The organism is Corynebacterium sp. BF-R-2 (assembly GCF_024586525.1).
Lineage (GTDB): Bacteria > Actinomycetota > Actinomycetes > Mycobacteriales > Mycobacteriaceae > Corynebacterium > Corynebacterium singulare.
Genome location: NZ_JAMFTP010000010.1, coordinates 117,048 through 144,038 on the forward strand (window position 1 = coordinate 117,048; position 26,991 = coordinate 144,038).

Sequence of the window (26,991 nt, forward strand, 5' to 3'; positions counted from 1 at the left end):
TCGGAGAGACCATTGCCTACAACTAACGCCCCCGTCTGTCCTTCTGGGTGTGAAGGTGGCGGGGGCGCGTGGAGGTCGACGTCACTGTGGACTCGTTACGGCTGGCGCCGCCCGGGTACTACAAGCTGAAGTCGAATAATGATCATGCGACAAACTGTACACTGATAGAAACACCGCCGCTGGCATTTACCCCCATTTTTGGGATCGTTTTCTCATTTTGCGAGATTTCACAGGTGGGGCGGTTCGCCACGGCGGCACACAGTCAATTACGATGGCCCACTATGACGTCCTCACACCCGCAGAACGCATCCCCACGCGCCGACCACTCCCCGGCCGAAACGTTCAAGCCCACCCGCGAACACCTCCTCGGAATTGGCATACTCGCTGCCATCGCACTCCTCAGCATTGGCTGGGCACCGAAGTACCTCTTCTGGATTCTCATCTTCCCCGCACTGGGAATCTGGTGGGTTCTTCGCTCCCGCACCACCGTGGACGCCTTGGGCATCCACACCACCTACGGCTTCCGTGGCCCGAAGGACATTGCGTGGAGCGACTTTAAAGGAATTGGCTTCCAGCGCTCCCGAGCTTTTGCCCGCACCACAGATGGCGACAACATCAACCTCCCCGGCGTGACATTCAACTCCCTTCCCCGTCTGGCTAAAGCCTCACAGGGGCGCATCCCTGATGCACTCACCGCTGGGCGCGACGCCGCCGACGACAAGGTCGTCATTGTCCACCGCGACGGCCAGCAAGTCCTCCTCTCCAAGGAGGAATACGCCGCATACCTCGATAAACACCCCGAACTGAAGGACTAAACATGTACCCGCTGCGCTCTAAAGTCACCACTGTCGGCCGCCAAGCGTCCGGCGCCCGCGCCCTCTGGCGGGCTACCGGCACTAAAGAGAACGAGTTCGGCAAGCCCATCGTGGCCATCGCCAACTCTTATACCCAGTTTGTGCCTGGGCACGTGCACTTGAAGAACGTCGGTGATATCGTCGCTGACGCCGTGCGCGAAGCCGGCGGCGTGCCGAAGGAATTCAACACCATTGCCGTGGATGATGGCATCGCGATGGGTCACAGCGGCATGCTCTATTCCCTCCCCTCGCGCGAGATCATCTCCGATTCCATCGAGTACATGGTCAACGCGCATACTGCCGACGCCCTCGTGTGCATCTCCAACTGCGACAAGATCACCCCAGGCATGCTCAACGCGGCCCTGCGCCTCAACATCCCCACCATCTTCGTCTCCGGCGGCCCAATGGAAGCCGGTAAGGCCGTGGTCGTCGACGGCGTGGCACATGCACCGACGGATCTGATTACGGCCATCACGGCGTCGGCAAGCGATGCCGTCTCCGATGAGGGCCTCGCACAGGTAGAAGAATCTGCCTGTCCCACCTGCGGTTCCTGCTCCGGAATGTTTACGGCCAACTCCATGAACTGCCTCACTGAGGCACTCGGCTTGGCCCTGCCGGGAAACGGAACCACGCTGGCCACCCATGCTTTCCGCCGTCGCCTCTTCGAGGACGCCGGACGCACCATCGTGGCCATGTGCCAGCGCTACTACGGCGAAGAGGATGACGCGGTCCTCCCGCGCTCCATCGCCACGAAGGAAGCCTTCACGAACGCCATGGCGTTGGATATGGCCATGGGCGGTTCCACGAACACCATCCTCCACACCCTTGCCGCCGCGCAGGAGGGCGAAGTGGACTTCACCTTGGAGGACATCAACGAGATTTCCTACCGCGTGCCCTGCCTGTCCAAGGTGGCCCCCAACGGCACCTATCACATCGAGGACGTGCATCGCGCCGGCGGCATCCCCGCCATCCTGGGCGAACTGCGCCGCGCCGGCCACGTGAACATGAAAGTCCACACCGCGCTCTATGACAATGCCGAGCAGTGGCTCGATGATTGGGATATCCGCGGCGGCAAGGCAACCGACGCTGCCCGCGAGCTCTTCTTCGCGGCCCCCGGCGGCGTGCGCACCACCGAGCCTTTCTCCCAGTCCAACCGCTGGGATGAGCTCGACACGGATGCTACCAATGGCTGCATCCACGACGCGGAACACGCCTTCTCCTCTGACGGCGGCCTCGTTGTCCTGCGCGGCAACCTAGCCCCCAACGGCGCCATCGTGAAGGCCGCGGGAGTGGAAGAGGAACTGTGGACCTTCACCGGCCCTGCCCGCGTCGTGGAATCACAGGAAGAAGCCGTGTCCATCATCCTCAAAAAAGAAGTCCAGCCCGGCGATGTCATCGTCATCCGCTACGAGGGCCCTGCCGGTGGACCGGGCATGCAGGAGATGCTGCACCCAACGTCCTTCCTCAAGGGTTCCGGCCTAGGCAAGGCCTGCGCCTTGATTACGGATGGGCGCTTCTCCGGCGGCACCTCTGGCCTGTCCATCGGCCACATTTCCCCGGAAGCCGCTCACGGCGGTCTCATCGGCCTCGTAGAAAATGGCGATCCCATCACCATCAACATTCGCGAGCGCCAGCTCACCCTCGACGTGGACGACGACGTCCTTGAACGCCGCCGCGCCGCCGAGGAGCAGCGCGAGAAGCCGTGGACACCGAAGGACCGTACACGCCCAGTTACCAAGGCGCTGCGTGCCTACGCCAACATGGCAACCTCAGCAGATCGAGGTGCAGTGCGCGTCGTGGATGGCCACGTCCAGTAGGCCATCCCAGCCATAATAAGCGGCAGCGTCACCCAGGCCAAGGACGAGCGCCAGCGGATAATAGCTTCCGCTGGTGCCCACAGGTCTTCGGGCGGCGCAGCACTGGAAACAAGGCACCACCACACCACGACGATGAGCAGGGTCCGCGCTGGGCTGCCGGGGATAACCACCGTAGCTATCAATGGCAGCAGCCAAATGCAGTAGTAGCCCTGCATGAGCCCAGTAGTCATGAGAACTCCGGCGAAAAGAACACCGAGCGAGCAGTACACCCACACCACCGGTTGCTCGCGCTTGTAGCGCCACAGTGCCACCAACGCTAGCCCCACCACGACGAGGAAAGCCACGGTTGCGCCTGTGATGGCTCCTTCTGACCAGCCCAGCTGCCGGCCCACGCCTTCGATGGAACCATTGTTATAGTCGCGCGCCTGCCCCAGGTAGGGCAGCAAACGGTTGAGGTAATCCTGTGGTTGGGACATTGTCAACCACCCAGCGGCGAAGACCCCCACCATAAACACGCCGGCCACGACGAGCACGGTGATATGGCCGGATAGCAGCGATACAACGCCCAACGCCAGAAATTGTGGCTTGATGGTCATGGCCACGCCCAGAATAATGCCTGCTGCGACAGCCTCCCAAGACTTCAGGCCCGCACGCCAACCGCGTGCCAGCAGCTTGATGGTTAACAGCGCAAAAAGCACCTGCAAGAGGAAGAGGAAGCCGTTGATATTGGTCAGGCTCAACGTGCTCTTTACTGGCTCGTCGAAAGCGCAAGCCACGATGACCAGCACGGCGAAGACACGGCCCCGATAACGCGCCGCAACGGAGGCAGCCAGCAACCACAGCGCAACGAAGATGGAGGCCGCGCCCAACCACATCATGATGGTGCGTGCGATGTCCCGGCCGGGCAGCCAGCCGATTGGGCCGAGAAGAAATGTTGCCCCAGGTGAATACAGGTAGTGGGGATCAAGCGTGGAATAGTCCTCATCGTAGACCGGCCGGCCATGGACGTACTTATCCACTGCGTTCCAGATGGGGTCAAAATCGGATCCCGTGGTCCCAGCTGGGGACCACACTACGGCAGCAAATACCATAACGCCGGCAACACAATAGAGCATCCGGACTGCCGGGACACGCCAATCAGGGTCAGAGGCCGGGGGAAGCAGGTTCTTCAACAGGTTCATCGCTAGGTAGCGTACCACCGTACATTTGGCGCTCTAGCTCGTCACTCAGCATGGCTGCGAACATGTTGGTGAGATGCGAAGAATCGCGGTAAACCATCACGTTGCCGATAACGCCGGGGCAACGGTCTGGACCACACATGGCGTTTGTGAGGTCAAGGTGAGTGACATCCAATCCAGCCAGTGTGTTCACGGCAGGATTCTCAGGCAGCAGTGAGTCGTCCCGCTCCACGCCACAATCAAGCAGAGGATCACCTGCAACGTATCCGCCCGCAGCCACGCAGTCACGCACATCTAAAGGACCTGCCGGAGTGTGTGGCCAGGGAGTGTCGCGCAAACCCCACACTGGCATGCCTGCACCGTTGAGGCGCTCGACCACCGTACGCAGGCCCTCGGGAGTCTGCTCGGGCCCCATGGTTCCTGGCGCTGGCTGGGTAGAAATGAGGAAGGCGCCTTCCGTAGCTGGATTGGCCTCCATGTAGTCCAGAGCAGCCTCGCTCCAGACGGCGCACTCTGGGTAATCGTGCCCATCGGAACGCTTAGGCTCACCGCCTGGGAAGCAGCCCATCTTCACCATCGGAATGATTCGAATCCCCTGTTCACGGCCCACAATATCCAGGGCCGGCAGCATCTGGTCCGCGTGTGAATTTCCAAACAGGTACATCGTGCGAGCGGAAGTCACGTCACCGTAAGCGCACAGCGTGTCCTCGGTGTTCCACTGTCGCGTCAGGATCGGCTCCTCATGTTCATAAAGCGCTGTGCACCCATCGGTATGCGTGGTCGGGTAAAAAGACTCGATCGGATTGCGTGCGTTCGGCACAGGATCCCGCGGAGGGACTTCAACGCTCTTCAAGAGAGCATCGGGGCCTGGGTAGTCAAGAATGTCGCTCTCGCTCACGCTCGCGGTGGAATCTGATACCGCAGGAGGCTGTGCCCATGCGGCCAGCGCTACAGCTGCTACAGTCAGCGCTGCGATGCCTGCCGACGCCCTCTTTTCCGTACCTACTAACCGCCCTGGCAGCCAAGAGCGCTCTCCGGGCTTAGCTTTCTGCCGAGTGGGTACCTCCACAAAGCGCAGTGTGAGCCAGGCAAGCACCATCGAGAGGATAATGACGCCCGTGCCCGCCAGAAGTCCACGAGTCGTGCCGACGGCAGCGAGAATGCCCATACCGTCTCGGTTGGACTCTCCCCCGCTGAGTAGATAGGTCACCAACACCAGCAATGGCCAGTGCCACAGGTAGAGACTGTAAGAAATACGTCCTAAGAATTGGAAAGGTGCGGTGGTCAGAACCCGTCCGAGGCGGGAGGAGGGTCCCGCGACGATAACGAGAGCCGCACCCGCAAGCGGCATCAACGTTGCAGGGCCGGGAAACTGCTGCGCGCCATCCATGACCATGCCGGTGGCCAGGATGAGTGCTAGGCCAACAAGGCTCCAGTCAGTCCGCCGGTGACCAGCCCCAGCAGCCCCAGCCATGCGGTGGGTTCCGGGCTGCGTCAGCCACAGCCCCAGCAACCCGCCAAGACCAATCTCCCAGAAACGGCTGAGCGGCGAATAATAGTTTGTGCCTTGGTCAACACCATGCAGGTAAATCGCGTACAAGAAGCTGGCCAGCGTAGCAATTCCCAGTCCCCAAGGGGCCACGCGTGAATTGATGCCCTGGACATCACCACCGTGGCCCCCACACAGCCGGTACACGCCTGCGCACAGGAAAATGACCAGCAGGGAGCCGATATAGATTTGCAGCTGGGCCGACATGGACCACAGGTGTTGATATGTGCTCACGTCCTTGCCGATGGCCGCGTAATCCTGCCCAGCAGTCGAGAGCGCAAAGTTCTGAAAATAGGCTAAAGAGCTTAGCGCTTCTCTGCCTTCCCTTCCCCACCGGGTTGGCGGGAAGACAATGAGAGCCAGCGCTAATGTGACAGTGACAGTGACCACGAGCGCCGGGAAAAGCCGACGCAGCATGCGGATAACCACTTGGACCAGGGTAAGACCACGCGGGTTAAAGGCATTGCGGATTTGGGGGCCGAAGAAGAAAATACCGCCAATGAGCAGGAAGACGTCCACACCCGCTGAGACTTTGCCAACGAAGACGTGGAAAAACACGACGAGAGCAATAGACAGACCGCGGAGCCCGTCAATGTCTGTACGATAGGTCGATGATTTCGGCATAGCCCCTAAAGCCTAGGACATGTGGGCTCTAAAACCGTCATCGGCCATGATGCGCGGGACCGCTGACGCATCGAAGACTGTGTTCACATTCGGTCCCCAGCCAAGTCCTTGAGCGCCGCCAGGTGACCGTCGAAAGCAGCTTTACCTTCTTCCGTGAGCGCAACCCACACCGAGTCTTTGGCACGGCTAGCACCGTATTCCCGAAAGCGGGTCACGTAGCCGGCCTGTTCTAGGGCCCCCAATTGCTTGGACAAGGTGGCGTCCGAGAGCTCCGTACGGTCACGCAGCACGGCAAATTTCATCTCACGGTTAACTTCACCGCCCTGCGTGGCGCCGAACGCGTTGAGCGTGGCACAGATTTTAAAGCGGTTGAGCGGGTGGATAGCCGGATCAAGTCCGCTCATCGCGGCATCCGATCCATCGCGCCGGTGTGCAGCGTCCAAAAGGTCGCCGCGGCACACAGCACACCCGCGATACACGAGGCAACAACGTGTCCTTCGACGAAGGGAGTGAAGAGCGTCGGCAGAATCATAAAACCTACGCCCGCAAAGTAGCGTCGGCTGACACTCCGGCCAGCATTCGGATCCACCTTCTGCCGCATCGAATCCCGCACCCCTGAGCGGTAAAAGAAGGCCAGCCCCACCAGGAGGCCAACAACGAGAAGAAGCCCGCCCACGAGAACAAGCGGGTGGACATCGACCTGAATCCACATGTAGGCGAACCAGGCGCCGTAGGCCGCAGCCACGAGCAGGCTCACCCAGATGGGCGGCCGCTTCGCTGCGGCTGCCTGCTGTTGTTCCTCAAACGCTAATGCGTCCTGAATATCCTGGTTCACCATGTGCTGTCTTCACCCTTCCACGTCTTGTTTTCCATTACGGAAATCAACTTACTTTACGCAATGGAAAACAACAAGGTGGGTGCGTGGACGTGTTTAGTTCAGCGGATTAACACCGGCGCCAAACCACCAAATGGCAACCAGCGCCGCGACGCCAATAATCACAAACACCCAGGAAGTCGCCAACGGACGGCGCGTCCAGGAGCGGTTGAAGTCGAGGGAGATGAAACCCGGGCCAGTGAACTGCAGAGCTACTGCGATGACAAAAAGGACAAGACCCAGCCAGACACTCTCGTTCCACGCGAAGACATCGAGGCCATCACCGGAAGCATTAAGACCGTGAATCGCGTCAAAGCCGGTCACGATGAGGCCGAACATGGCCGCCAGCGGGGTCACGAGGCCAAGCAGGAGGAAGGCACCAGCGATAAGCTGAACCGTTGGAACCCCGATGGCCAGCGCTGCTGACATGGCGTACTCGCCGTACTCGCTCTCCAGCCCCGCAAGCCCCTCGTTGCCACCAAGCTTAAAGAAGGTGGAGGCACCTGCCACAAGCAGGTAGACGCTTAGAGCCAAGCGCACAAAGAGAAGGCCAAAGTCCATGGTGCCGCGGCGTGCCGGCTTCGGCTCCTCTGTTGTCTCGGTGGCATCGTACTCAACGGCCGAGTCGGCGACAGCCACCGTGCTCGGAACCTCGTCGTGCGTAGCCGCCTCCGGCATCGCAGTAGTATCAGCGGTAGCCTCTGCCCGCGGGAACGCGGTGGTCTCGGCATTCGTCGAATCTACTGCCGCGGTGCGGTCCGCAGCAGCGCTGTCGAAAGACAGGGAATCCGAAGACTGGCTCTCAAAAGTCTCAGTCTTAGCATCGGCACCAGGTTCGGTGGCGGGAGTGGTAGAAGAAGTGGTGGCAGTCTCAGCAGGCTTGGGTTTAATCACCTTTGGCTCCGCGCGCCCAGCGCGCTGAAAAAGACGGCTCTTCTTAGGCTCAGGCTTGCCTTCAGCTGCAGATTCTACGGCAGCCTCGCTCGCCTTCACAGAATTGGAGCCAGTCCCAGAAGCGGAATGAGAGCCGGTGTAGGTGGGAATATCGTCATCAATGCCGAATGCTTTATCTGGAGTTTTATCGCTCATGCCTCCAACTTAAGCCAGTATGGCGAGCTTATGGTGCATTCTCGTCGGCGCGGCGCGAAGCTAAAACCGCACGGCCAGCGGCAAGAACATCCGCGGTGAGGTCCGCCAACACCTCAGATTCCAGACGCCAGCGCTGCCAGTAGAGGTCGATGTCGAGGGGGAAGTCGTCGAGAAGCACTAGCGCCCCTGAGTTCAACAAAGGTTGTGCCTGCAAGCGCGGCACGAGCCCCCAGCCCAGCCCATAGCGCACGGCCTCAACATAGGACTCTGACGAGGGAATCTGCGACACCCGGGCCCGCAGAACCCGGGAGTCAATGAAGCGCTCGCGCATCGCATCATCGAGGGTCGCATCATTCGGACCAAAGCCAACGATGGGCAGGGTATCCCAGTCCTCGAAACTCTCCGCCAGGCTGGGCGCGGCCACCGCAAAGTACCGCATCGTCCCCAGGTACGTTGACTCGCAGCCTGACACCGGAGTCTGCTCACGGGTCACCGCACCCAAAACATCGCCTCGTCGCAGCATAGCCAACGTGCGCGCCTCATCCTCAATACGAATGCGCAAGGCAGCCTCACCACGCGCGGCGGTCTTTTGAATCACGGGTTGGAACCACGTGGCGAGTGAATCAGAGTTGATAGCCACGGTCAACGGCACACGCGCAAGCCTTGCTGTGAGGCGGGCATCAGCCTCTGCCTGAACAAGCGCCATACGCCTCGCCGCCTGGGCCACGATCTCCCCCGCTTCGGTCACAGTGACGGGGTTGCCGCGGCGCAGGAGAATTCGACCGGTTGAGACCTCAAGCGCTTTGATGCGCTGACTGACGGCCGAGGGTGTGATTCCTAGCACACTTGCGGCGGCCTCAAAAGAGCCTTCGTCAACAATGGCCAGCAGAGTTTCGGTGTGGAGCGGGTTCATGAAGCTATTTTAAACCAACTGTAGAACACTTAACTGGACTTCATATGCGTTTCCCCGCACACTTAATGCCATGTCAGTAGTGCTCGCAGGATTTGCGCTGGGATTGTCCCTCATCATCGCCATCGGACCGCAGAACGCCTACATCATCAAGATGGGCATCAAACGGGATCATGTTGGCGCGATTCTGCTGGCCTGCCTGCTTTCCGACGTCATCCTCATCAACGCCGGAACCGCCGGCGTGGGCTACCTTGTCGAGCGCTTCCCCACTGCGCTGACCGTGGTGAAATATCTCGGCGCGGCATACCTCATCTACTTCGGATTCACCTGTTTCCGTGATGCGTTTAAGAAAGAACAGGAAGCGCTGGTCGTTCACAAGAGCGAGCCCGTTGCCGCCTCAGTAGAAGCCAACGGTGGAGACACCACAGCTCCGGGCGGCTCCGTGCTGACAAAGATCCGCCCCCGGATTCGCTCAACGTCGTGGGTCAAGCCGGTCATGGGCGCGATGGCCCTGACCTGGCTCAATCCCCTGGCCTATGTCGATGCCCTCGTGATGCTCGGCGGTATTGCTAACCAGTACGGCGATCAGCGCTGGATCTTTGCCGCAGGCGCTGTCCTTGCTAGTGCCGTCTGGTTCCCCTCTCTCGGCTTCGGCGCCTACAAGCTGTCCCACGTACTGGCGAAGCCGATGACGTGGCGCATAGTCAACATCGTCATCGGCTTCGTCATGCTGGGGCTTACCGCCAAGCTGCTACTGCACTAATTCTTGGCAGCCTCATCGTCCTCAGTGGGGTCGCCCACGGCGCCGGTTGCCTCAACCCACGCCTTGATTTCTTCCTCGCTGCGGTCTTGCTCCACGGCGTCGCGCTCGGTGTAGTAGGAGTGATCGTTACGGTTTTCCTCCCACTCCTCCTTGTCGAAGTCCACGTCGTCATCGGAGTGCAGCTCCTCGACGACCTCCGAAACGAGGTCCTCGAATAGGGCCTCATCGTCCACGTTGGAATCAGCAATCTGCTGGCCGATTTCGTCGTCATAGCGCTCGGCATCATAATCAGTGTCCGGGTGCAGCTTCAGATGCAGCAGCGCGCGAATGCGCTCGCGGCGCAGCCCCTCATCCTTGATGGTGCTCAGCGTACGCAACCAGCCAATAACCAGGATGACCACGAGGACGATGCCCATGTAGCCCAGCACCGGGTAAACGTACTGCATGAGGGACTTGAATCCCGCGAAAGAAACCGCGAAACCGGCAAGGCAGCCAGCGATGAAAATGATGCGGTACTTAGACTCATTGCCCGAAGACAAACGCTTGCCCAGCGCATAGAACATGCCGATGGCCGTGTTGAAAATCATCAGGTAGATGATGATGGCCATGATGACGCCGAGCGTCGGGTGAATATTGTCCACCAGGGTCAGCATCGGGATGTCAGAACCCGCAACGTCCTCCGCGTTCATGAGCAGGGTGAATCCCGCGATACCCATGAGCAGCGCGTAGACGGCACCACCCACGATGCCGCCGAGGCCCGCCTCACGTGGAGAGATGTTATCGCCACCAATAACCAGGGACATGGACACTGCGAGGATGAGAGCCAAACCGTTGTAGTTGAGGGCGGAGACCAGCCAGTTGGAGATCGGGGACTCTACTGCAGCAGAAGCATCGATGGCAGCGGAAACATCAGCCGGCATGTGCATCAGCGTGTAGCCGCCGGCAAACAAAACGGCGATGATGATAGTCGGCGTCAGCATGCCGATGACCTGCGAGACTTTGTCCACATCCAGCATGCCGGCCACGAGAACCATGACGAGCATGATGAGCGAGCCGATCCACGCGGGCCAACCAAACTGCTGCTGCAAGTTGGATCCGGCACCAGCGAGCATGACGAAGCCCACGGCGAACAGGGTGAGAATCACCGCAATATCGAGAATGCGCGAAATAAACGGGTGAGTAATGTTACGGAACACCTGGTTGTGCTCATTGGCGTGGAAGTAGCTTCCCAGCTGCAGGAACACAGTTCCGGCCAGAGTCATCACGAGGCCGGCAACAACAATGCCCCAGATGCCGTTGATTCCAAAGGACGTAAAGTACTGGACAACCTCCTGGCCTGTAGCGAAGCCCGCTCCCACGAGCAGGCCGATAAAGGACAGGGCAATGCCCACGACGTTTTTATACGACACGTTTTCCTATCTTCTTATCTAGTTCTTGAGGGAATAAAAACGCGCCATACCTCCCGTCAGAAGTATGGCGCAGGACTAATCCCACGGTACGCGGGTCAGATAAGAAAGCCAGTATCCGGCAGCCGAGATTTTGCTCCAATTTACTTTCATGCATGAGCAAAGTCACCGCAGCCGTAGGCATAGGTCACACCAGAGCTGCCTGTCTTAGTGGTCGGCGAAAGTTGCTGTGTCAATAACGAAGCGGAACTTCACATCGCCGGCTACAACTCGCTCGTAAGCGTCATCAACCTCATCGACGCCGACCTTTTCAATGACCGCACCGAGGTTGTGCTCAGCGCAGAAATCAAGCATCTCCTGAGTTTCTGCGATACCACCGATGTTGTTACCGGTCAGAACCTTGCCGCCGCCGACGATGCTGCGCAGGCGCAGCGGCAGTGCCTCCGGCGGAAGGCCGACGACGGACATGATGCCGCGCGGCTTGAGCATGCCCAAGTAGGCCTCGAGATCGTACTCAGCAGAGATGGTCGACAGAATCAGATCAAACTCGCCGCGATGGTTCTTGAAGAAGTCCTCTTCCTCCGTGGTTGCCAAAGTTCGGGACGCACCCAGCTCCTTCGCTTCTTCGGCCTTGCGGGAGGTGCGGGAAATGACGGTGACGTCCGCCCCCTTGGCGGCTGCGATCTGCACACCCATGTGGCCGAGGCCACCGAGTCCCACGATGGCCACCTTCTGGCCCTCCTTGACATCCCAGCGAGCCAGCGGGGAGTACGTCGTGATGCCTGCGCACAACAGCGGTGCGGCCACGTCGAAATCAAGGGCATCCGGGATGGAAAGAACGAAGTTCTCGTTAACGACAACCTTCTCGGCATAGCCACCCTGGGTAATGGTGCCGTCGACGTCCTTGGAGTTGTAGGTACCGACGTTGCCGTTGAGGCAGTTCTGCTCCATACCGGCCTGGCACTGTTCACACTCACCACAGGAGTTCACCAAACAGCCAACGCCTACGCGGTCGCCGACCTTAAACTTAGTGACGTCCGCGCCCACGGCGGACACCACACCAGCAATCTCGTGACCGACGGTGAGCGGAAAGTGCGCCTCTCCCCACTCATTGCGAATGGTGTGAATATCGGAGTGGCAGATACCGGCCGCCTTGATGTCGATGACGACGTCATCGGCGCGGGGGTCGCGGCGCTCAATCGTTACGACCTTGAAAGGCTCAGTGGGTCCGGTTTTCTGCAGTACTTTCGCTTGAATAGTCATGGCGACCACGGTACTCCGTGGCCGCCTGACCTCGCATAACGGAAACTACTCCCAATTAGGAGAGCTTCTTTGCGATGAGCTTGTTCACCTGGCCCGGGTCAGCCTTACCCTGGGTAGCCTTCATCACGGCACCAACGATGGCTCCGGTCACCTTCTTGTTGCCGGCCTTGTACTTCTCCACAATGTCCGGGTTGGCTGCAAGCGCGTCATCAACTGCTTTCTCAATGGCGCCGTCATCGCGAACAACCTCGAGCCCGCGCTTGGCGACGACCTCATCGACGTCACCCTCACCTTCCAGTACGCCATCCACGGCTTGGCGCGCCAGCTTGGTGGTGAGCTTGCCTTCCTTGACCAACTCGACCACGCGGGCAACCTGTGCTGGGGTAATGCTCAGAGAGTTAAGCTCCACACCGGACTCGTTAGCCTTGCCCGTCAGGTAGGACACCCACCAGGAGCGAGCCTCGTCCGGAGTAGTGCCGGCCTCGACGGTCTCAATGATGAGGTCAAGCGCACCAGCGTTGACCAGGTCACGCATCTCCTCATCCTTAAGGCCCCACTCCTCCTGGATGCGGGCGCGGCGAATCCACGGCATCTCCGGTAGGGTCTCACGAATCTCCTCGACCCACTCGCGGGACACAATCACCGGTGGAAGATCCGGGTCGTTGAAGTAGCGGTAGTCTTCCGCGGTCTCCTTCGGGCGGCCCTTCGAGGTGGAGCCGTCCGTTTCCTGGTAGTGGCGGGTTTCCTGGACGATCGAGCCGCCATCGACAAGCACCTGCGCCTGGCGTTGCATCTCAAAACGCACGGCCTGCTCTACCGAGCGCAACGAGTTGATGTTCTTGGTCTCCGTGCGGGTACCAAACTCCTCCTGGCCCACCGGACGCAGGGAAAGGTTGGAGTCCACACGCATCGAACCCTGATCCATGCGGGCATCGGACACACCCAGCGCCGCAACAAGCTCACGCAGCGCGGATACGTAGGCACGGGCAACCTCGGGCGCACGCTCGCCCGCACCAATGATCGGCTTCGTCACAATCTCAATGAGCGGAATGCCCGCGCGGTTGCAGTCCACGAGCGAGGAGGTGGCACCGTGAATGCGGCCGTCGGCACCGCCCAAGTGAGTGAGCTTGCCGGTGTCCTCCTCCATATGGGCGCGCTCAATCTCAACGCGCCACTCGGTACCGTCATCGAGGACGACGTCCAGGTATCCGTCGTACGCAATCGGCTCATCGTACTGGGAAATCTGGTAGTTCTTCGGCTGGTCTGGGTAGAAGTAGTTCTTGCGGGCAAAGCGCGAAGACTCCGCAATGGAGCAGTTCAGCGCAAGGCCAATCTTGATGGCTCCTTCTACACCCTTGGAGTTGACGACGGGCAGGGCTCCCGGCAGACCAAGAGAGACCGGATCAACATTGGAGTTGGGGGCTGCGTTGAAGTTGGTGGGCGACGTGGAAAACATCTTGGTCTCCGTGTTGAGCTCCACGTGGACTTCCATGCCCATAACGGGCTCGAACTTTTCTAGGACCTCGTCATAATCCATCAGGTCATACATCGCAGCAGTCATGCGTGCCATCTTAGTATGTCAGCACGACTCCGTGCGCAACCGGCTAGCCCAACACCGTGATGGCATGGGTAATGAGAATTTTGGCAATCATCGCCGCTGGATACACCATGGCATAGCCCAACGCCACGCGCTGATCCGTGTTCGTGCGGTTATTGACAAAAGCCAGGACAGCAGGCTGCGTTTGCGCGCCTGCCAAGGCACCAGCGGTCTTCGTAGCACCAACGTGGAGGAACCTACGCAGGACGAAGGCATACCCCGCCGCCACAATGGTGGTCACGATGGCTCCGAGGAGGAGAATTTTCCACCACGAGCCGCCGGTAAACGCACTCGCAATCTCACTTCCGGCATTAGTGCCGGCCTGGGCAAGGAACAGCAGGAGGCCCAGTTCAGCCAAGATGGTATTCGCCGAATGCGGCAAGGCGGTCACCGTGTTTCCAATACGGCCAATTCGGGCCATGATGAGGGCCACGATGAGCACGCCCGCCGCTGCACCCAGGTTGAAGGATGAGCCACCGGGAATCGGAATGTCGATGTGGCCCAAGAATATGCCCAAGGCCAGGCCCAACCCGAGGGACACAGGGTTGATATCGGTCAAACCCTGGGAAGAGTCACCGAGAAATTTTGAAATATCCCGCAGTGCGCTCTTAGGTCCGACAACGCGCACGCGGTCACCCAGCTCCACGATGTGCTCCGGGATAGCCACTTGGTCATTATCAGCGCGACGAACTCGAGATATTCGGGCTCCCCATCCATCTGCGAGCCGGTTGTTGAGCTCCGCAATTGTCTGGCCTGCCAGGTTATGTTCCGAAATGGTAATGCGGCGGAAATCCAGGTCATGGCGATCATCATTAAGAATCTGCGGCGATTCACGCCCCGCATGCTCGATGATGTTGTCGAGGACCTCCGGTGCTCCCACCAGCGTCACCACATCTCCTGGATGCAGGACGTCAAAGTATTTTGGGATGACGATGTCATTGCTGCCCACGCGGCGCAGGCGGGTAACCTGAACTTCCCCATTACCGAAGTCTGCGAGCTCAGCAATCGAGGTCTCGCGCTGCAACTGCATGTGTTGGCGCGTGACAGGAGACAAGGTGTCGTCGTCATTGCCGGCGTCCCGAAGCACCAGCACCGTCGCCGCCAACATCCCGATGACACCAAAAAGGTACGCTACGGCATAACCCACCGTGGCTGCGCTTGGATCGCCCGTGGCTTCGGACGCCGCTGCCAGCGCCGGGGTGTTTGTCACAGCACCAGCGAATGCACCGGCAATGGTTGCAGTCGACAGATCAAAGACATATGTACCCAAGCCCCATGCGGCGATCGCGGCAATGATGAATACCGCGATCATGGAGAGGACTGGGCCCGTCGCGGTCTTAAGAGACTTAAAAAAGGACACACCAGCGTTGTTGCCGATGCCAAACGCAAACAGCACCAAGCCAAACATGCCCAGTATGGGAGGAACTGAGGCCTCTACCCCGACTGCCGCGGCTGCCGCGGAGAAGGCGATGCCCAGAAAAAGCACAGCAGCCGCGCCGAGACTGATGCCGCGGGTTTTAATACTGCCGAGGGCCATTCCTACACCGATGAGCAGGAATACCAAGAGGACTGGTTGCTCAGCAAAGTACGCTAAAACGCTCGTCATCACTACCTTTAAATTGTGGTCCGGACCGGGGTTTAACCAAACAGGGCCTGCGCGTTGGCGTAGCGCTTCTCCGGAACCACCTTGAGCTGCCCGACGGCCTCTTCCAGCGGGACGAGGTCGATGTTTTCGCCATGCAGGGCTACGCACATGCCCGACTCACCGTTGTGGGCTGCACGCGCTGCATGGGTGCCGTAGCGGGTAGCGAGGACACGGTCATAGGCGGTCGGGGTACCACCACGCTGAATGTGGCCGAGGACCGTCGTGCGAACGTCGTAGCCGGTGCGTTTCTTAATCTCGTCACCAATAACCTGGCCGATTCCGTTGAAGGTCTTGTGCCCAAACTGATCCACTCCGCCCTCTTCGAAGTCCATGGTGCCTTCCTTCGGCAGCGCGCCCTCAGCCACACAGACGATGCCATACTTCTCACCCATCTGGAAACGGCGCTCCATGGCCTTGGTGATATCCGCGATGTCGAAAGGAACCTCGGGGATCACGGTGTAGTGCGCACCGCCGGCCATACCCGCGTGCAATGCAATCCAGCCCACGTGGCGGCCCATGACCTCAACGATGAGGATGCGGTTGTGGGATTCCGCGGTGGTGTGAAGGCGGTCGATCGCGTCGGTAGCCACAGATACTGCGGTATCGAATCCGAAGGTGTAGTCCGTGGCATTGACGTCATTGTCAATCGTCTTCGGTACGCCAACTACAGGGATGCCATTGTCCGAGAGCCACTTCGCGCCTTTGAGGGTGCCTTCGCCGCCAATGGCGATAAGGGCGTCTACCTCTGCATCGGCCATGTTGGCCTTGATGGTATCGAGGCCTGCTTTGAACTTGTCTGGGTGCAGGCGACCCGTACCGAGAATGGTGCCGCCGCGCAAAAGGATGCGGTCGATTTCAGCGTCGTCGTAAAGGTCCCGGCGGCGATCCTCCATAAGACCAACCCAACCGTCCTCGTAGCCGACGACCGTATCGCCAAACTCGTTGGATGCGGTACGAACGACCGCGCGGATAACAGCATTCAGACCGGGGCAATCACCACCGGATGTCAGTACAGCAAGACGCATGGTTTCCAATCTACTCGCTTCCCTATAGGTGTGCAGTTTCGGGGACTACATGCAGGGTGTCTCGGAAGAAGAGTGACGCGCCCCACCCCACCGCCAGCATGGCGATAATGACAACCAGGGAGTTCGCCACCCCGGTCACTTGCATGACGGCAGAAACCGCGGCCACGCCAATTACTGATCCCACCTGCCGCGAGGTGTTGTAGACACCTGACGCAGCTCCCATGAGCTGCGGCTCAATGTCCCGCATCGACGTGGCGGCATTCGAGCCCCAAATGAAGGACTGCCCAGCGCCCAGCGCAGCACACGGCACACTCAGCCACCACGCCGCCACACCCGCGTGCATCAGGAACCACATCCCTATAAACGTCGCGATAAGGACGCCGAAACCAGTTGCTGCAAGCCGCCGCGGGTCGAGCTTGTCCGCAAGAATTCCCGCCAAAGGCGACACGCCGAGGGAGACCAGCGCCATCGGTGTGACAATGAGTCCGGCATCCCGGGCCGAAAGTCCCTGCGTTCCCTGCAGCCACATCATGATGGGAATCATCATCGAAGCAGCCATGAATCCCATCGCCACAATCGCCACTGACCCGGCCGAATAATTGCGATCAGCAAAAAGCTCCAAGGGAACAAGCGGATCACGACTACGCTGCTGCAATGTGATGAAGACACCAACTCCCGCGATGCCTACCACGAGAAGTGCCCAGATCCACCATGGCCACCCCGTCTCCGGCCCCTGCTGTACGGCGAAGACAAGACAGCTCAGCGCAACAAACGACGCCGCCACGGAGACATAATCAATCTTCCTCCCGGTCGTTGGCAACGCAGGCACCCACGCGCCAGCCAGCGCAATTGCTAGGACCACAAAGGGAATATGGACCCAGAACACGGCCTGCCAGCCAAAACTGGCCACCACAAAGCCGCCCAATAACGGACCCGCTAGCGACGCTACCGAGCCAACAATGCCCCACACGCCAAGGGCACGACCACGTCGCTCACGGGCAAAGACCCTATTAATCACCGCCATTGTCTGGGGCATCTGAATCGAGGCGCCGAAGCCCTGCACAGCACGTGCCGCAATGAGAAACTCCACGCTGGGTGCTAACGCACACAGCAGCGCACCCACACCAAACAGCCCGACGCCCAGCTGAAACATCTTCTTTTGCCCATAGATATCCCCGAGCCTGCCGGTAAACAAGAGCGGTACGACGACCGCCAACAGATAAATGGCTGAAACCCACAGGACGTGGTTCACGTTGGCATCGAATGCGCGAAGAATTTCAGGTAGCGCAACGGCAATCATCGTCTGATCCAGCAAGGAAATGAAGAATCCCAGGGACAGCGCGGCCATGGCCCGCCAGGCCTGACGTTCAGGTGGAAGCGCAATGGGTTGATTCATGCAGCGAAGTCTAGCCACCGCTTCGGACACGGGCCTACACTGGGCGGCATGGGAATGATTGATATTAAGAAACCACAGGACGTATCCACTGCCACCACCGTGACTCTCGGCCTTATCGGCGGTTGGGTAACCGCGAAAGAAACCGGCATCCGCCCTCTCGGCGGCGTCATCCTCACCGCCGCTGGCGTGTGGGCGGGTCGCAGCTGGTGGGCTAAGACAAACCCCGCCACTACCGCCGGCCTGTCTGCGCTCTACGCAGGCGCTTTTGGCCTCTCCCACCCGCTTGCTAAGAAAATCGGCGCCTGGCCCTCGGTCCTCGCCGTTACTGCCGCCAGTGCCGGTGCCGCCTACGCGCTTTCCGACGCCCAGTAAGAGCGCCAGGTAAAAACGCCAGGCAAAATCCTGCAAACCTACATAAATAAAACGCCCGACGCGCGCCGGAAAGGGGTAAGCGCGCGAAGGGCGTTTTATTTTGTCTCTCTCACAGTGTGATCCGCACCCAGCAGATGCAATCACTAAGTTCACTCTAACTCATGACTATGCAAATGTAAAGCCTTAAGCAATTTTATTTTTTACAAACTGTGTTTGCCCAGCTCTTGACGCATATTCACTTCCTGAGAAAATATAAGCCCTAGCCCGCCAGATCTTAAAGACACATCGCTTCCCCAACTTCCTAGAGGCGAAAATCTTAATCCGCCTTTGCAACGCGTTCACGCCCGGGCGGGTCGCGGCGCCCGTTGTGAATTGACGGCAATGCCGCACTTACCCCCAGGACACGTGAGGGCCGCATAACGGGCCTCTACACAAATAACTCGATTTACGCTAGGAGCGAGCGGCTTTTTCGATTTTTGCTAGCGCGACTACTAAATGCATAAGGAGCCTATTCGTGTCTAACTCATTTCCGGCATCAATATCCGCTTCGATAACTCCAATTAACTGAGCAGTACATGGGGAAGCTTCAGGGGATATAAATTCGCGAGACTTCGACAGAACTGCCAATAGGGTCTTGTCATCCATGTGTGATACACGCCTCTCTACAGTGTGGTATAACTATCAATAAGGAGGATACCTAACATGAAGAAGTTTTTCTTTGCCACCGTTGTCACCACACTAGTTTTTTCCGCATCTGCCCCTGCTGCCGCCGCAGCAGAACATGCCCTTGCAGTCCCCAATCCAGCGACCGAAGTATCACCCCAAGGAATTGTTTGGGGCGAAACGGTCCGAGTATTCAATTCCGAGCAAGAGTGCCTATTCGAGGCTGACAAGAAGAACTATTGGGACGATGACCTTTGGTACTACTGTGAGAAGCAACCGTCCGGAGCATGGGATCTGAAGCGACGCCAAGGATTCTTCGGGGCAGATTAGCTGCAACGCTAACACTATGACCTAGCACATCAAAGCCGGTGGTCTCCCATGCCTGCGGGAGACCACCGGCTTCTGCGTGTTACTGGTATAGGCCAGCTACAGGTAGACCGAAGCGTATTACTCGCGGCCCGCTTCGTAGGCAGCGCCTACCTTGTAGAGGCGGTCATCCTTGAACGCCGGAGCCATGATCTGCAGGCCGGTCGGCAGATTAGTGTCCGAGGCCAGGCCGGATGGCACCGACATGCCGCACAGGCCGGCGAGGTTGAGCGGCAAGGTGCACAGGTCGAAGTTGTACATTGCCATCGGATCTTCAACCTTCTCCCCCAGCTTGAAGGCGGTAGTTGGGGTGGTCGGAGACACCAGGACGTCAACCTGTTCGAAAGCACGCTCAAAGTCTTGAGCGATGAGAGTGCGCACGCGCTGTGCCTGCAAGTAGTAGGCATCATAGTAGCCAACAGACAGTGCGTAGGTACCCAGCATGATGCGGCGCTTAACCTCAGGTCCAAAGCCTTCAGCGCGAGACAACGACATGACCTCCTCTGCCGAGTGCGTGCCATCATCGCCCACGCGGAGTCCATAACGCATGCCATCAAAGCGGGCCAGGTTGGAAGAGACCTCACACGGCATGATGAGGTAGTACGCGGCCAGAGCGTCATCGAAGTGCGGGCAGTCAACCTCAACAATCTCGGCCCCCTGGGACTTCAGCTGCTCAACGGCGGCGTGGTAAGCCTCCATGACGCCGGCCTGCCAGCCATCGCGCTCAAACTGCTTGATGAGTCCGACCTTGACGCCGGAAAGGTCACCGTTTGCGCCTTCCTTTGCGGCCTCGACGACCGGTGCGACCGGCTTATCCACAGAGGTCGCGTCAAAGGAATCATGGCCGGCAATAATCTCGTGCAGTAGCGCGGTATCCAGTACGGTGCGGGCGGTCGGGCCGGCCTGGTCCAGGGAGCTTGCGGCGGCGATGAGGCCGTAGCGGGAGACGGTGCCGTAGGTCGGCTTGACGCCAACGGTATTGGTCAGCGCGGCGGGCTGACGGATGGAACCACCCGTGTCGGTACCGATGCCCAGCGGAGCCTGGCCGGAAGCAAGGGCGGCTGCAGTACCACCACCGGAGCCACCCGGGGTGCGCTCAGTGTCATAAGGGTTGTGAACCGGACCGAAGGCGGAGTTCTCGTTGGAGGAACCCATGGCGAACTCGTCGAGGTTCGTCTTACCCAGGATCGGAATGCCAGCCTCGCGCAGCTTCTTCACCAACGTTGCGTCATAAGGCGAAACCCAGCCCTCGAGCATCTTGGAGGCGGCGGTCGTTGGAGCATCCGTCGTCACGAGCAGGTCCTTGAGCGCCAGCGGCACACCGGCCAAGGCGGATGCAGGTTCCTCACCAGCATCGAGAGACTTATCAACGGCGTCGGCAGCCGCAAGTGCCTCCTCAGCACCCACGTGCAAGAAGGCGTTGAGCTCGCCATCGGTCTCCGCGATTCGGTCCAAGAAAGCCTGGGTAACTTCACGGGAGGTGAGCTCGCGGGAATGGATCTTCTGAGCCAACTCGGCGGCGGTCAGAGCGGTAAGGCCCTCAGCGGGCGCGATGAACTGTGCCATGTTTATTCGTCTCCTCCACCCAGAATCTGCGGAACCATGAAGCGGTCATCCTCGGATGCCGGGGCCTGATCCAGGGCCTGCTCGGCGGTGAGCGTGCGGACGATGACATCCTCACGCATCGGCGCGACCACGGAGTGCGGGTGCGACATCGGCTCCACGCCCTCTGCATCGACCTTGCCTACCGCGGACACAGAGTCCACAATCTCATCAATCTGAGTGGCGAACTGCTGCAGTTCTTCCTCGCTCAGGGCCAGTCGCGACAGCTTTGCCAGGTGCGCGACTTCGTCACGCGAAATATCAGACACGCGAACTCCATCCTTATTATTCATCGAGACGGTTACTAGCTAAGCCCCCATGGTACTGCACGCCTTGTGCGCCGCCACCACCACTCCTCCCTGTGTAAAGCATGGCACCCATTGAATAGTATTCGCCCGGTTGTGTACCATAGGTCACGTTAGGTAAACCTATTAATCCCGCCTCACAGACCCGTCCTTAGGAAAAGAAATGTCGTACCTCGTCCGTGTCCTTCTCCCCGACACCCCTGGCAGCCTCGGCTTCTTAGCCAATGCTTTAGGAGAAATCGAGGCCGATATTCGCTCTGTGGACATCGTGGAAAACTTCCCCGACGGAACCGTCAGGGATGACATCGTGCTGGACCTGCCTAAAACCACCATGGCAGATGAAATCATTACGGCCGCGCAGACGGTTGATGGTGTAGAGATTGACTCCATCCGCCCTTTCAGTGGGCGTGTCGATCGCCGCGGCCAGATTCATCTACTAGCCAAGGTTGCCTCCCGCCGCAGTGTCACAGCCGCAATGGAAGAGGTGTGTGCCGCTATCCCGAAGGCCTTGACCTCAAACTGGGCAATCGTCATCACTAATGAGGATCCCATCAAGCGCATTGCTGCGTCTGACGCCGCGCCTGCCGACGACGGCACGATCCCCACCGACCTCCACATCGACACGGCCCGCATACTCCACCCAGAAAAAGATACGTGGATGCCGGAGTCGTGGACACTACTCGATTCCGCTTTAGCCGCCGCTCCCCTCGTCGGCACGAAATATGTTGTGGTGATGGGACGCGTCGGCGGTCCTGATTACTTAGCTTCTGAGGTTGAGCACCTCGGCGATTTGGGCGCCATCCTGGGCGCCTTCCTCACCTAGGAGTTAGCGAGTAAGCGATTCAGTCCAGCGGCCACGTCCGGCACGATGTGGTCCACGTGGCCGCTTATTTCCCCGTGCGGGAAACTGAAGGATTCAGTCGCTATGGCGTGCATGGACAGGTCGTTGAAGCTATCCCCGAAGGTGTAGAGGGGGACGTCGGAAAGCCCCAGGCGTTCCCTCAGACGCATTAAGCCCTCACCTTTGTTGTGGCCTGGCGGCATGATGTCATAGAAATCGCAGTTGAAGGAAGATTCAACGTCGAAGTTCGCGCGGACCCACTCATCGACTTCGCGGCGCAACGCAGCATCGCCTGGAATCCACAGGGACATGAGTACGGTCTCACGCTTGACGACGTCCCCCAGCTCCACCGGCTGCGCCCCTGTCACCATCGACGACTCCTGGCCCGCCAAGCCGTCCCACACAATCCTATCGGGACCAGTCAAGCCTGTGATATAGATATTGAGCGGCTTGCCGGTAAAACGCTCTGTGATGGCGCGGACGGTATCCGCGGACAAATGTTCCTCATGCAGGACTGAATAGTTGCCGTCAGCAAGCACTGTGCCGTTATAGAGGACGTGATAGTCCAACTCGACCCCGAAGGGCTCCAGGGTGCCACGCGCATTAGCAATAGACTTACCAGTCGCGGAAACCGCAAGGTTTCCGGCGTCGCGCCAAGCGGCAATCGCTTCCTTTACGGCGTCGGTGATGTTTTCATCGACGTAGACGGTGCCGTCCATATCCAAAGCCGCGATCTTCATGGTGAATACCTTAGTATCCCATCCACAGCGGAGTCGACGATGTCATGACAGGCCTCGCGGACGGCGTCATGCGCCCAGGGGAAAGTGAGGGGGACGTCAGCAACCGCATGCATGGGCAGGTCATTGTGACCATCGCCCAATGTGATGACCTCAACATCCGCTCGGTCAAGTGCGAGGTAATCCAGTAGCCAGGTCAAGGCAAAGCCCTTGTCGTGGGCAGGTGGGGTGATGTCAAAGAAGTTGCGGTTCATGGCCGTACCGACGTCAAAGCGGGCGGTCACCCACGAAGCGATCTTGCGCTGCAGTTCTTCATCGCCGGGCGTCCATGCTGCCACGAGGGGAAAGACTTCCTGCTCAATCGCAGCCGGTGGGATGGGTACCGGATCCGTGATGATGGGGTTGTGTACTCCATCAACGTTGCGTACAAGGTGACCGTCGGGGCCATCGAGACGCGTGCAGTAGAGGTCTAAATCCGGAATATCCCGCACGTACTCGTACACCGCTCGCACAGCCTCCGGCGGCACATGGTTCTCATAGAGAAGCTGCTGCTTGCCGTCGAGGATGACGGTGCCATTGCACAAGAGGTAGTAGTCGAACTCGACACCAAAAGGCGCCAGAGCTCGCCGCATAGCCCAGGGAGATTTGCCTGTGGCCACGACGGCAAGGTTACCCGCTGCCCGCCAATCCGCAATGGCCGCGGGAACATCCTCCGGCATGTGCCCATCGAAATAAATGGTGCCATCAAGGTCGAAGGCGGCTAGCTTCATGCCTCGCCAGTCTCCAAAAGGCGCTCGAAGCCGGCCTCATCGAGGATGGTCAGACCCAGGTCCCGAGCTTTCTGTTCTTTCGAGCCGGCATTCTCGCCCACAACGACGCAGCTGGTCTTCTTCGACACCGAACCAGAAGCCTTACCACCACGGGTGATGATGGCCTCTTTGGCGGAATCACGGGTGAAGTTCTCTAGCGTGCCGGTGACCACCACGGTGAGCCCCTCCAGAGTTTGCTCGGGCTTGTCACTGACTTCATCCGCCATCGTCACGCCTGCTGCGGTCCACTTCTGCACGATGTTGTCGTGCCAGTCCTCCTCAAACCAGGCCTTAAAGGACTCAGCAATGATGCCGCCGACCCCATCGGTGTCAGCAAGCTCTTCCACCGATGCTGCCCGCAGGGCTTCCATGGAACCGAATCGCGTTGCCAGCGCACGGGCTGCAATGGGGCCAACGTGCCGAATGGAAAGAGCCACGAGCACGCGCCAGAAGTCGGTGTCGCGCGCAGTTTTGAGGTTCTCCAGCAGCTTCCTACCCGAGGCATTGAGGTTGCCGCTCTTCGTCGTGTACGTAGAAGACTTCAGCAGCGCATCCTCATCAAGGTCAAAGAGATCCGCTTCGTCCTTGAGTACGCCGGAGGCAATAAGATCTGCAGCTGCCTTCTCCCCTAATTCACCGATATCGAGCGCCATGCGGGAGGCTAAGTACTCCAGGCGGGCCGAGAGCTGTGCGGGACAACTGCGTGTATTAGGGCAACGCCAGTCTTGGTCGCCTTCCTTCTGCGGAGCCAGCTTAGTTCCACAGGCAGGGCAGTTCTCAGGAAAGACCCACTCGGTCTCGCTGCCATCGCGCTTATCCAGTACCGGACCAAGTACCTCTGGGATAATTTCTCCGGCCTTGCGGATGATGATGGTGTCCCCGATGAGGACGTTCTTGTTCTTGACCTCGAACTGGTTGTGCAGGGTGGCCATGGAGACCGTTGAGCCGGACACAAACACCGGCTCCATAATGGCAAAAGGTGTCACTCGGCCCGTGCGGCCGACGCCAACCTCAATGTTGAGCAGTTTGGTGGTGACCTCTTCCGGCGGGTACTTGTATGCAATAGCCCAGCGTGGCGCACGTGAGGTTGCTCCCAGCGCGCGTTGGCTGGCCAAGTCATCAACCTTGACCACAAGGCCATCCATTTCGAAATAGGCGTCATGGCGGTGCTCAGCCCAATGTGCAACCTGCTCCTGGACTTCCTTGGCGCTGGTCACGCGCTTGGTGTACGGCGAAACGGGGAATCCCCACGCTTCTAGTGCCAGGTAAGCATCGTGTTGCGAGGAAGGTTCAAAGCCTTCGCGCGCACCGATGCCGTGGCAGACCATGTGAAGGCGGCGTTTTTTCACGTCTTCCGGGTTCTTCATGCGCAAACCACCTGCGGCCGCGTTGCGCGGGTTGGCAAACGTGGGTTTGCCATCTTCGCGGCGCGCGGAATTGATCTCTTCAAACTCATCTGGGCGCATGTAGACCTCACCGCGGACTTCTACCAGTGACGGGACCGGGTATTCTTCCGTTCCGGTCAGCTCCTGCGGGATATCCGGAATAACTCGCGCATTCGCTGTGATGTCCTCACCCATGCGGCCGTCACCACGCGTGGCCGCGGTGACGAGCTTGCCGTCCCGATAGACCAGATCGATGGACAAACCGTCAATCTTCAGCTCAGTGAGATATGCCTCTGCTGGGGTACGGTCCAACCAGTCCTGCAACTCATCAGCGCTAAAGACATTGTCCAAGCTATACAGGCGCTCAAGGTGCTCGATGTCTACGGCACCTTCCGGCGCAGCACCAACTTGCTGCGTCGGAGAATCTGGAGTCTGAAGCTCTGGGTGCTCGGTCTCCAGTTTCAACAAGCGCTGAAAGAGCGCGTCAAAATCCGCGTCCGGGATCGACGGCTCACCGTTGTAGTACAGCTCGCGGTGCTTGCGCACTTCCTGGGCAAGCTCTGACCATTCGCGTTGGATATCTACTGCATCACTCACGGTTAACCAGTGTAGCGGGGCAACTGGACATGGTACGTGACCTGCCCAAACATCCTATTTACGCCACAGATATGATATCGGAAGCGCACGTAATTTTTCGCCTAAGGGCTGCACGTGAGGAATAGGTGCCACAACAAATCCTCCGCGAAATCGCGAACCTAATTTTTCGCTCAGTGTGCGCACATGCCGAACCTGCCCTGCTTTCACGGTTGCCCCGGATTTGACCTCGAGTGCAGCGATGGAGTTGTCAGCGAATTCGATGACAATATCCACTTCCATCCCTGTACTATCACGCCAATGAAAAAGCTGATGCTCGCTTTCTGCCCACCCTTGCTGGGCAGAAAGCTCTTGGATCACAAACCCTTCCACCACATGCCCCAAGTGGGACTGGGCTAGAGGGTCCAGAAGAATGTCTCGAGTTTGCCCCGCTAGCCATGAAGCCAAACCGGAGTCAGTGACCCAGCTTTTAGGCTTGGAAATTTCCCTCGACGTCAGATTCGATTTCCACGCCTTCACATGTGAGGAAAGAAATAACCTTGACAAAGTATCAAGGTACGAGCGGACAGTGGATGCTGGGATTTCCGCTTCACGCGCAAGCTTTGCCGGAACCAACTCCCCTGCCTGATGCGCTGCAAGTAAACGCAACAATGATTGCAGCCTTCCCGGCTGTGCGCTTTCCCGGGAAAGCGTTTCCTCAACCACAGTCACATGCGATACATACGAATCGAACCAGGCTCGGCGCATCCGATCGTTTAGTTCAAGCGCTACTGGGTAACCACCCTTGAGCACCTTGTCAACAAGGCTAGCCCGGTCTACGTATTCCTCAGGAGTAGAACGCGCAGGTAAACCGATAAGATCATCAATCCTATCTACAAAGGCTCCGTCGCCTACTGTTTCGCAGATTTCTTGCTGGCTCAGCGGATGCAGATGGAGATCGATGATTCTTCCCGCTAGCGAATCCTTCCTTCCTATCCCCCGAGCAAAGTCAGATGAACCAGTAATGACAAAGCGACCTGGCCGGCGGTCTCTATCAACCTCAGCCTTCAACGGCAGAGTGAGCTCCGGGAGCCGCTGAATCTCATCAATAATCAACGTTCCATCGCCACCCTGCTGGACAAAGGTCATCGGATCTTCTTCTGCCAATGAAAAAGCTGCGGGGTCATCCAGCGTTACATATACAGCACGATCAAAACCGAGATGCTGCGTCAGCGTCGATTTTCCCACCTGCCGAGCACCTGTGACGTGCACAACCGGGGAAAAGCCCAACGCCTCTCGAGCAAACCCCTCCATACCGCGCCTAATATAACGTTCCATAAAATAGCAT

General features: G+C 59.0%; 25 protein-coding genes. 6 read left to right on the forward strand and 19 right to left on the reverse strand.

What is annotated here, in order from left to right; translation table 11 throughout:
- Positions 1-281: 281 nt before the first annotated feature.
- Both M5J09_RS08675 and ilvD read left to right on the forward strand, forming a co-directional pair.
- Entirely contained in the window at positions 282-815 is a 534-nt protein-coding gene (locus M5J09_RS08675; protein WP_257157587.1) for a PH domain-containing protein, read from the forward strand.
- Between the two features lie 2 nt (positions 816-817).
- A complete protein-coding gene (gene ilvD / locus M5J09_RS08680; protein ID WP_257157588.1) occupies positions 818-2,671 on the forward strand; it encodes a dihydroxy-acid dehydratase in 1,854 nt (617 codons plus the stop codon).
- Here the strand turns inward: ilvD and M5J09_RS08685 are convergent.
- From M5J09_RS08685 to M5J09_RS08710, 6 genes are all read right to left on the reverse strand, one after another.
- Complete coding sequence (locus tag M5J09_RS08685) at positions 2,605-3,852, reverse strand: glycosyltransferase family 87 protein (RefSeq protein ID WP_257157589.1); 1,248 nt, start codon at positions 3,850-3,852, stop codon at positions 2,605-2,607. The genes ilvD and M5J09_RS08685 overlap by 67 nt on opposite strands.
- Positions 3,815-6,022 carry an acyltransferase family protein gene (locus M5J09_RS08690; protein ID WP_257157590.1) on the reverse strand — a complete coding sequence of 736 codons (2,208 nt, stop codon included), beginning with the start codon at positions 6,020-6,022 and terminating at the stop codon, positions 3,815-3,817. The genes M5J09_RS08685 and M5J09_RS08690 overlap by 38 nt, the downstream gene beginning before the upstream one ends.
- An 83-nt stretch (positions 6,023-6,105) precedes the next feature.
- Positions 6,106-6,426 (reverse strand): transcriptional regulator, encoded by a 321-nt coding sequence (locus tag M5J09_RS08695; RefSeq protein ID WP_042530587.1) that lies wholly within the window; start codon positions 6,424-6,426, stop codon positions 6,106-6,108.
- Positions 6,423-6,860, reverse strand: a complete 438-nt coding sequence (locus M5J09_RS08700) for a hypothetical protein (protein ID WP_257157591.1) — start codon at positions 6,858-6,860, stop codon at positions 6,423-6,425. Before M5J09_RS08700 ends, M5J09_RS08695 begins: the two co-directional genes overlap by 4 nt.
- Before the next feature lie 93 nt (positions 6,861-6,953).
- Entirely contained in the window at positions 6,954-7,985 is a 1,032-nt protein-coding gene (locus M5J09_RS08705) for a DoxX family protein (protein WP_257157592.1), read from the reverse strand.
- Between the two features lie 28 nt (positions 7,986-8,013).
- The gene (locus M5J09_RS08710) at positions 8,014-8,898 is read right to left on the reverse strand and encodes a LysR family transcriptional regulator ArgP (protein ID WP_070536625.1); all 885 of its coding nucleotides are present in this window, start codon (positions 8,896-8,898) and stop codon (positions 8,014-8,016) included.
- A 70-nt stretch (positions 8,899-8,968) separates the two neighbouring features.
- Between M5J09_RS08710 and M5J09_RS08715 the strand changes: the two genes are divergently transcribed.
- Positions 8,969-9,658: a LysE/ArgO family amino acid transporter gene (locus M5J09_RS08715; protein WP_257157593.1), complete on the forward strand. Its 690-nt coding sequence runs from the start codon at positions 8,969-8,971 to the stop codon at positions 9,656-9,658.
- Here M5J09_RS08715 and M5J09_RS08720 read toward each other — a convergent pair.
- The 6 genes from M5J09_RS08720 to M5J09_RS08745 all read right to left on the reverse strand — a co-directional run bounded on the left by M5J09_RS08720 (position 9,655) and on the right by M5J09_RS08745 (position 17,990).
- Positions 9,655-11,067, reverse strand: a complete 1,413-nt coding sequence (locus tag M5J09_RS08720) for a hypothetical protein (protein ID WP_257157594.1) — start codon at positions 11,065-11,067, stop codon at positions 9,655-9,657. The genes M5J09_RS08715 and M5J09_RS08720 overlap by 4 nt on opposite strands.
- 204 nt (positions 11,068-11,271) lie before the next feature.
- Positions 11,272-12,327 carry an NAD(P)-dependent alcohol dehydrogenase gene (locus M5J09_RS08725; RefSeq protein ID WP_144792096.1) on the reverse strand — a complete coding sequence of 352 codons (1,056 nt, stop codon included), beginning with the start codon at positions 12,325-12,327 and terminating at the stop codon, positions 11,272-11,274.
- Between the two features lie 55 nt (positions 12,328-12,382).
- A complete protein-coding gene (gene gatB, locus M5J09_RS08730) occupies positions 12,383-13,888 on the reverse strand; it encodes an Asp-tRNA(Asn)/Glu-tRNA(Gln) amidotransferase subunit GatB (RefSeq protein WP_042530574.1) in 1,506 nt (501 codons plus the stop codon).
- 43 nt (positions 13,889-13,931) lie between these two features.
- The gene (locus tag M5J09_RS08735) at positions 13,932-15,530 is read right to left on the reverse strand and encodes an aspartate:alanine exchanger family transporter (protein ID WP_257157595.1); all 1,599 of its coding nucleotides are present in this window, start codon (positions 15,528-15,530) and stop codon (positions 13,932-13,934) included.
- A gap of 32 nt (positions 15,531-15,562) precedes the next feature.
- Positions 15,563-16,594: an ATP-dependent 6-phosphofructokinase gene (locus M5J09_RS08740; RefSeq protein ID WP_042533211.1), complete on the reverse strand. Its 1,032-nt coding sequence runs from the start codon at positions 16,592-16,594 to the stop codon at positions 15,563-15,565.
- Positions 16,595-16,616: 22 nt separating this feature from the next.
- Positions 16,617-17,990 (reverse strand): DHA2 family efflux MFS transporter permease subunit, encoded by a 1,374-nt coding sequence (locus M5J09_RS08745; protein WP_257157596.1) that lies wholly within the window; start codon positions 17,988-17,990, stop codon positions 16,617-16,619.
- Positions 17,991-18,038: 48 nt separating this feature from the next.
- Between M5J09_RS08745 and M5J09_RS08750 the strand changes: the two genes are divergently transcribed.
- Complete coding sequence (locus M5J09_RS08750) at positions 18,039-18,362, forward strand: hypothetical protein (protein ID WP_257157597.1); 324 nt, start codon at positions 18,039-18,041, stop codon at positions 18,360-18,362.
- 450 nt (positions 18,363-18,812) lie between these two features.
- Here M5J09_RS08750 and M5J09_RS08755 read toward each other — a convergent pair whose 3' ends face one another.
- Complete coding sequence (locus tag M5J09_RS08755) at positions 18,813-19,007, reverse strand: hypothetical protein (protein ID WP_257157598.1); 195 nt, start codon at positions 19,005-19,007, stop codon at positions 18,813-18,815.
- 57 nt (positions 19,008-19,064) lie between these two features.
- Between M5J09_RS08755 and M5J09_RS08760 the strand changes: the two genes are divergently transcribed.
- A complete protein-coding gene (locus M5J09_RS08760) occupies positions 19,065-19,355 on the forward strand; it encodes a hypothetical protein (RefSeq protein ID WP_257157599.1) in 291 nt (96 codons plus the stop codon).
- A 117-nt stretch (positions 19,356-19,472) separates the two neighbouring features.
- Here the strand turns inward: M5J09_RS08760 and gatA are convergent, their stop codons facing one another.
- Positions 19,473-20,957: an Asp-tRNA(Asn)/Glu-tRNA(Gln) amidotransferase subunit GatA gene (gene gatA, locus M5J09_RS08765; RefSeq protein ID WP_257157600.1), complete on the reverse strand. Its 1,485-nt coding sequence runs from the start codon at positions 20,955-20,957 to the stop codon at positions 19,473-19,475.
- Positions 20,958-20,959: 2 nt separating this feature from the next.
- Positions 20,960-21,262: an Asp-tRNA(Asn)/Glu-tRNA(Gln) amidotransferase subunit GatC gene (gene gatC / locus M5J09_RS08770; protein ID WP_042530563.1), complete on the reverse strand. Its 303-nt coding sequence runs from the start codon at positions 21,260-21,262 to the stop codon at positions 20,960-20,962.
- Positions 21,263-21,461: 199 nt separating this feature from the next.
- Between gatC and M5J09_RS08775 the strand changes: the two genes are divergently transcribed.
- On the forward strand, positions 21,462-22,121 hold the full coding sequence (locus M5J09_RS08775; protein ID WP_257157601.1) for an amino acid-binding ACT domain protein: 660 nt from the start codon (positions 21,462-21,464) through the stop codon (positions 22,119-22,121).
- Here the strand turns inward: M5J09_RS08775 and M5J09_RS08780 are convergent.
- Genes M5J09_RS08780 through M5J09_RS08795 form a run of 4 tightly spaced genes read right to left on the reverse strand, consistent with a single transcriptional unit; the run spans position 22,118 to position 26,981 of the window.
- Positions 22,118-22,879: an HAD family hydrolase gene (locus tag M5J09_RS08780; RefSeq protein ID WP_257157602.1), complete on the reverse strand. Its 762-nt coding sequence runs from the start codon at positions 22,877-22,879 to the stop codon at positions 22,118-22,120. The two genes, M5J09_RS08775 and M5J09_RS08780, sit on opposite strands and share 4 nt — an antisense overlap.
- Positions 22,876-23,646, reverse strand: a complete 771-nt coding sequence (locus tag M5J09_RS08785) for an HAD family hydrolase (RefSeq protein WP_257157603.1) — start codon at positions 23,644-23,646, stop codon at positions 22,876-22,878. Before M5J09_RS08785 ends, M5J09_RS08780 begins: the two co-directional genes overlap by 4 nt.
- The gene (ligA, locus tag M5J09_RS08790; protein WP_257157604.1) at positions 23,643-25,667 is read right to left on the reverse strand and encodes an NAD-dependent DNA ligase LigA; all 2,025 of its coding nucleotides are present in this window, start codon (positions 25,665-25,667) and stop codon (positions 23,643-23,645) included. The genes M5J09_RS08785 and ligA overlap by 4 nt, the downstream gene beginning before the upstream one ends.
- Before the next feature lie 54 nt (positions 25,668-25,721).
- Positions 25,722-26,981: an ATP-binding protein gene (locus M5J09_RS08795; protein ID WP_257157605.1), complete on the reverse strand. Its 1,260-nt coding sequence runs from the start codon at positions 26,979-26,981 to the stop codon at positions 25,722-25,724.
- Between the last annotated feature and the right edge of the window lie 10 nt (positions 26,982-26,991).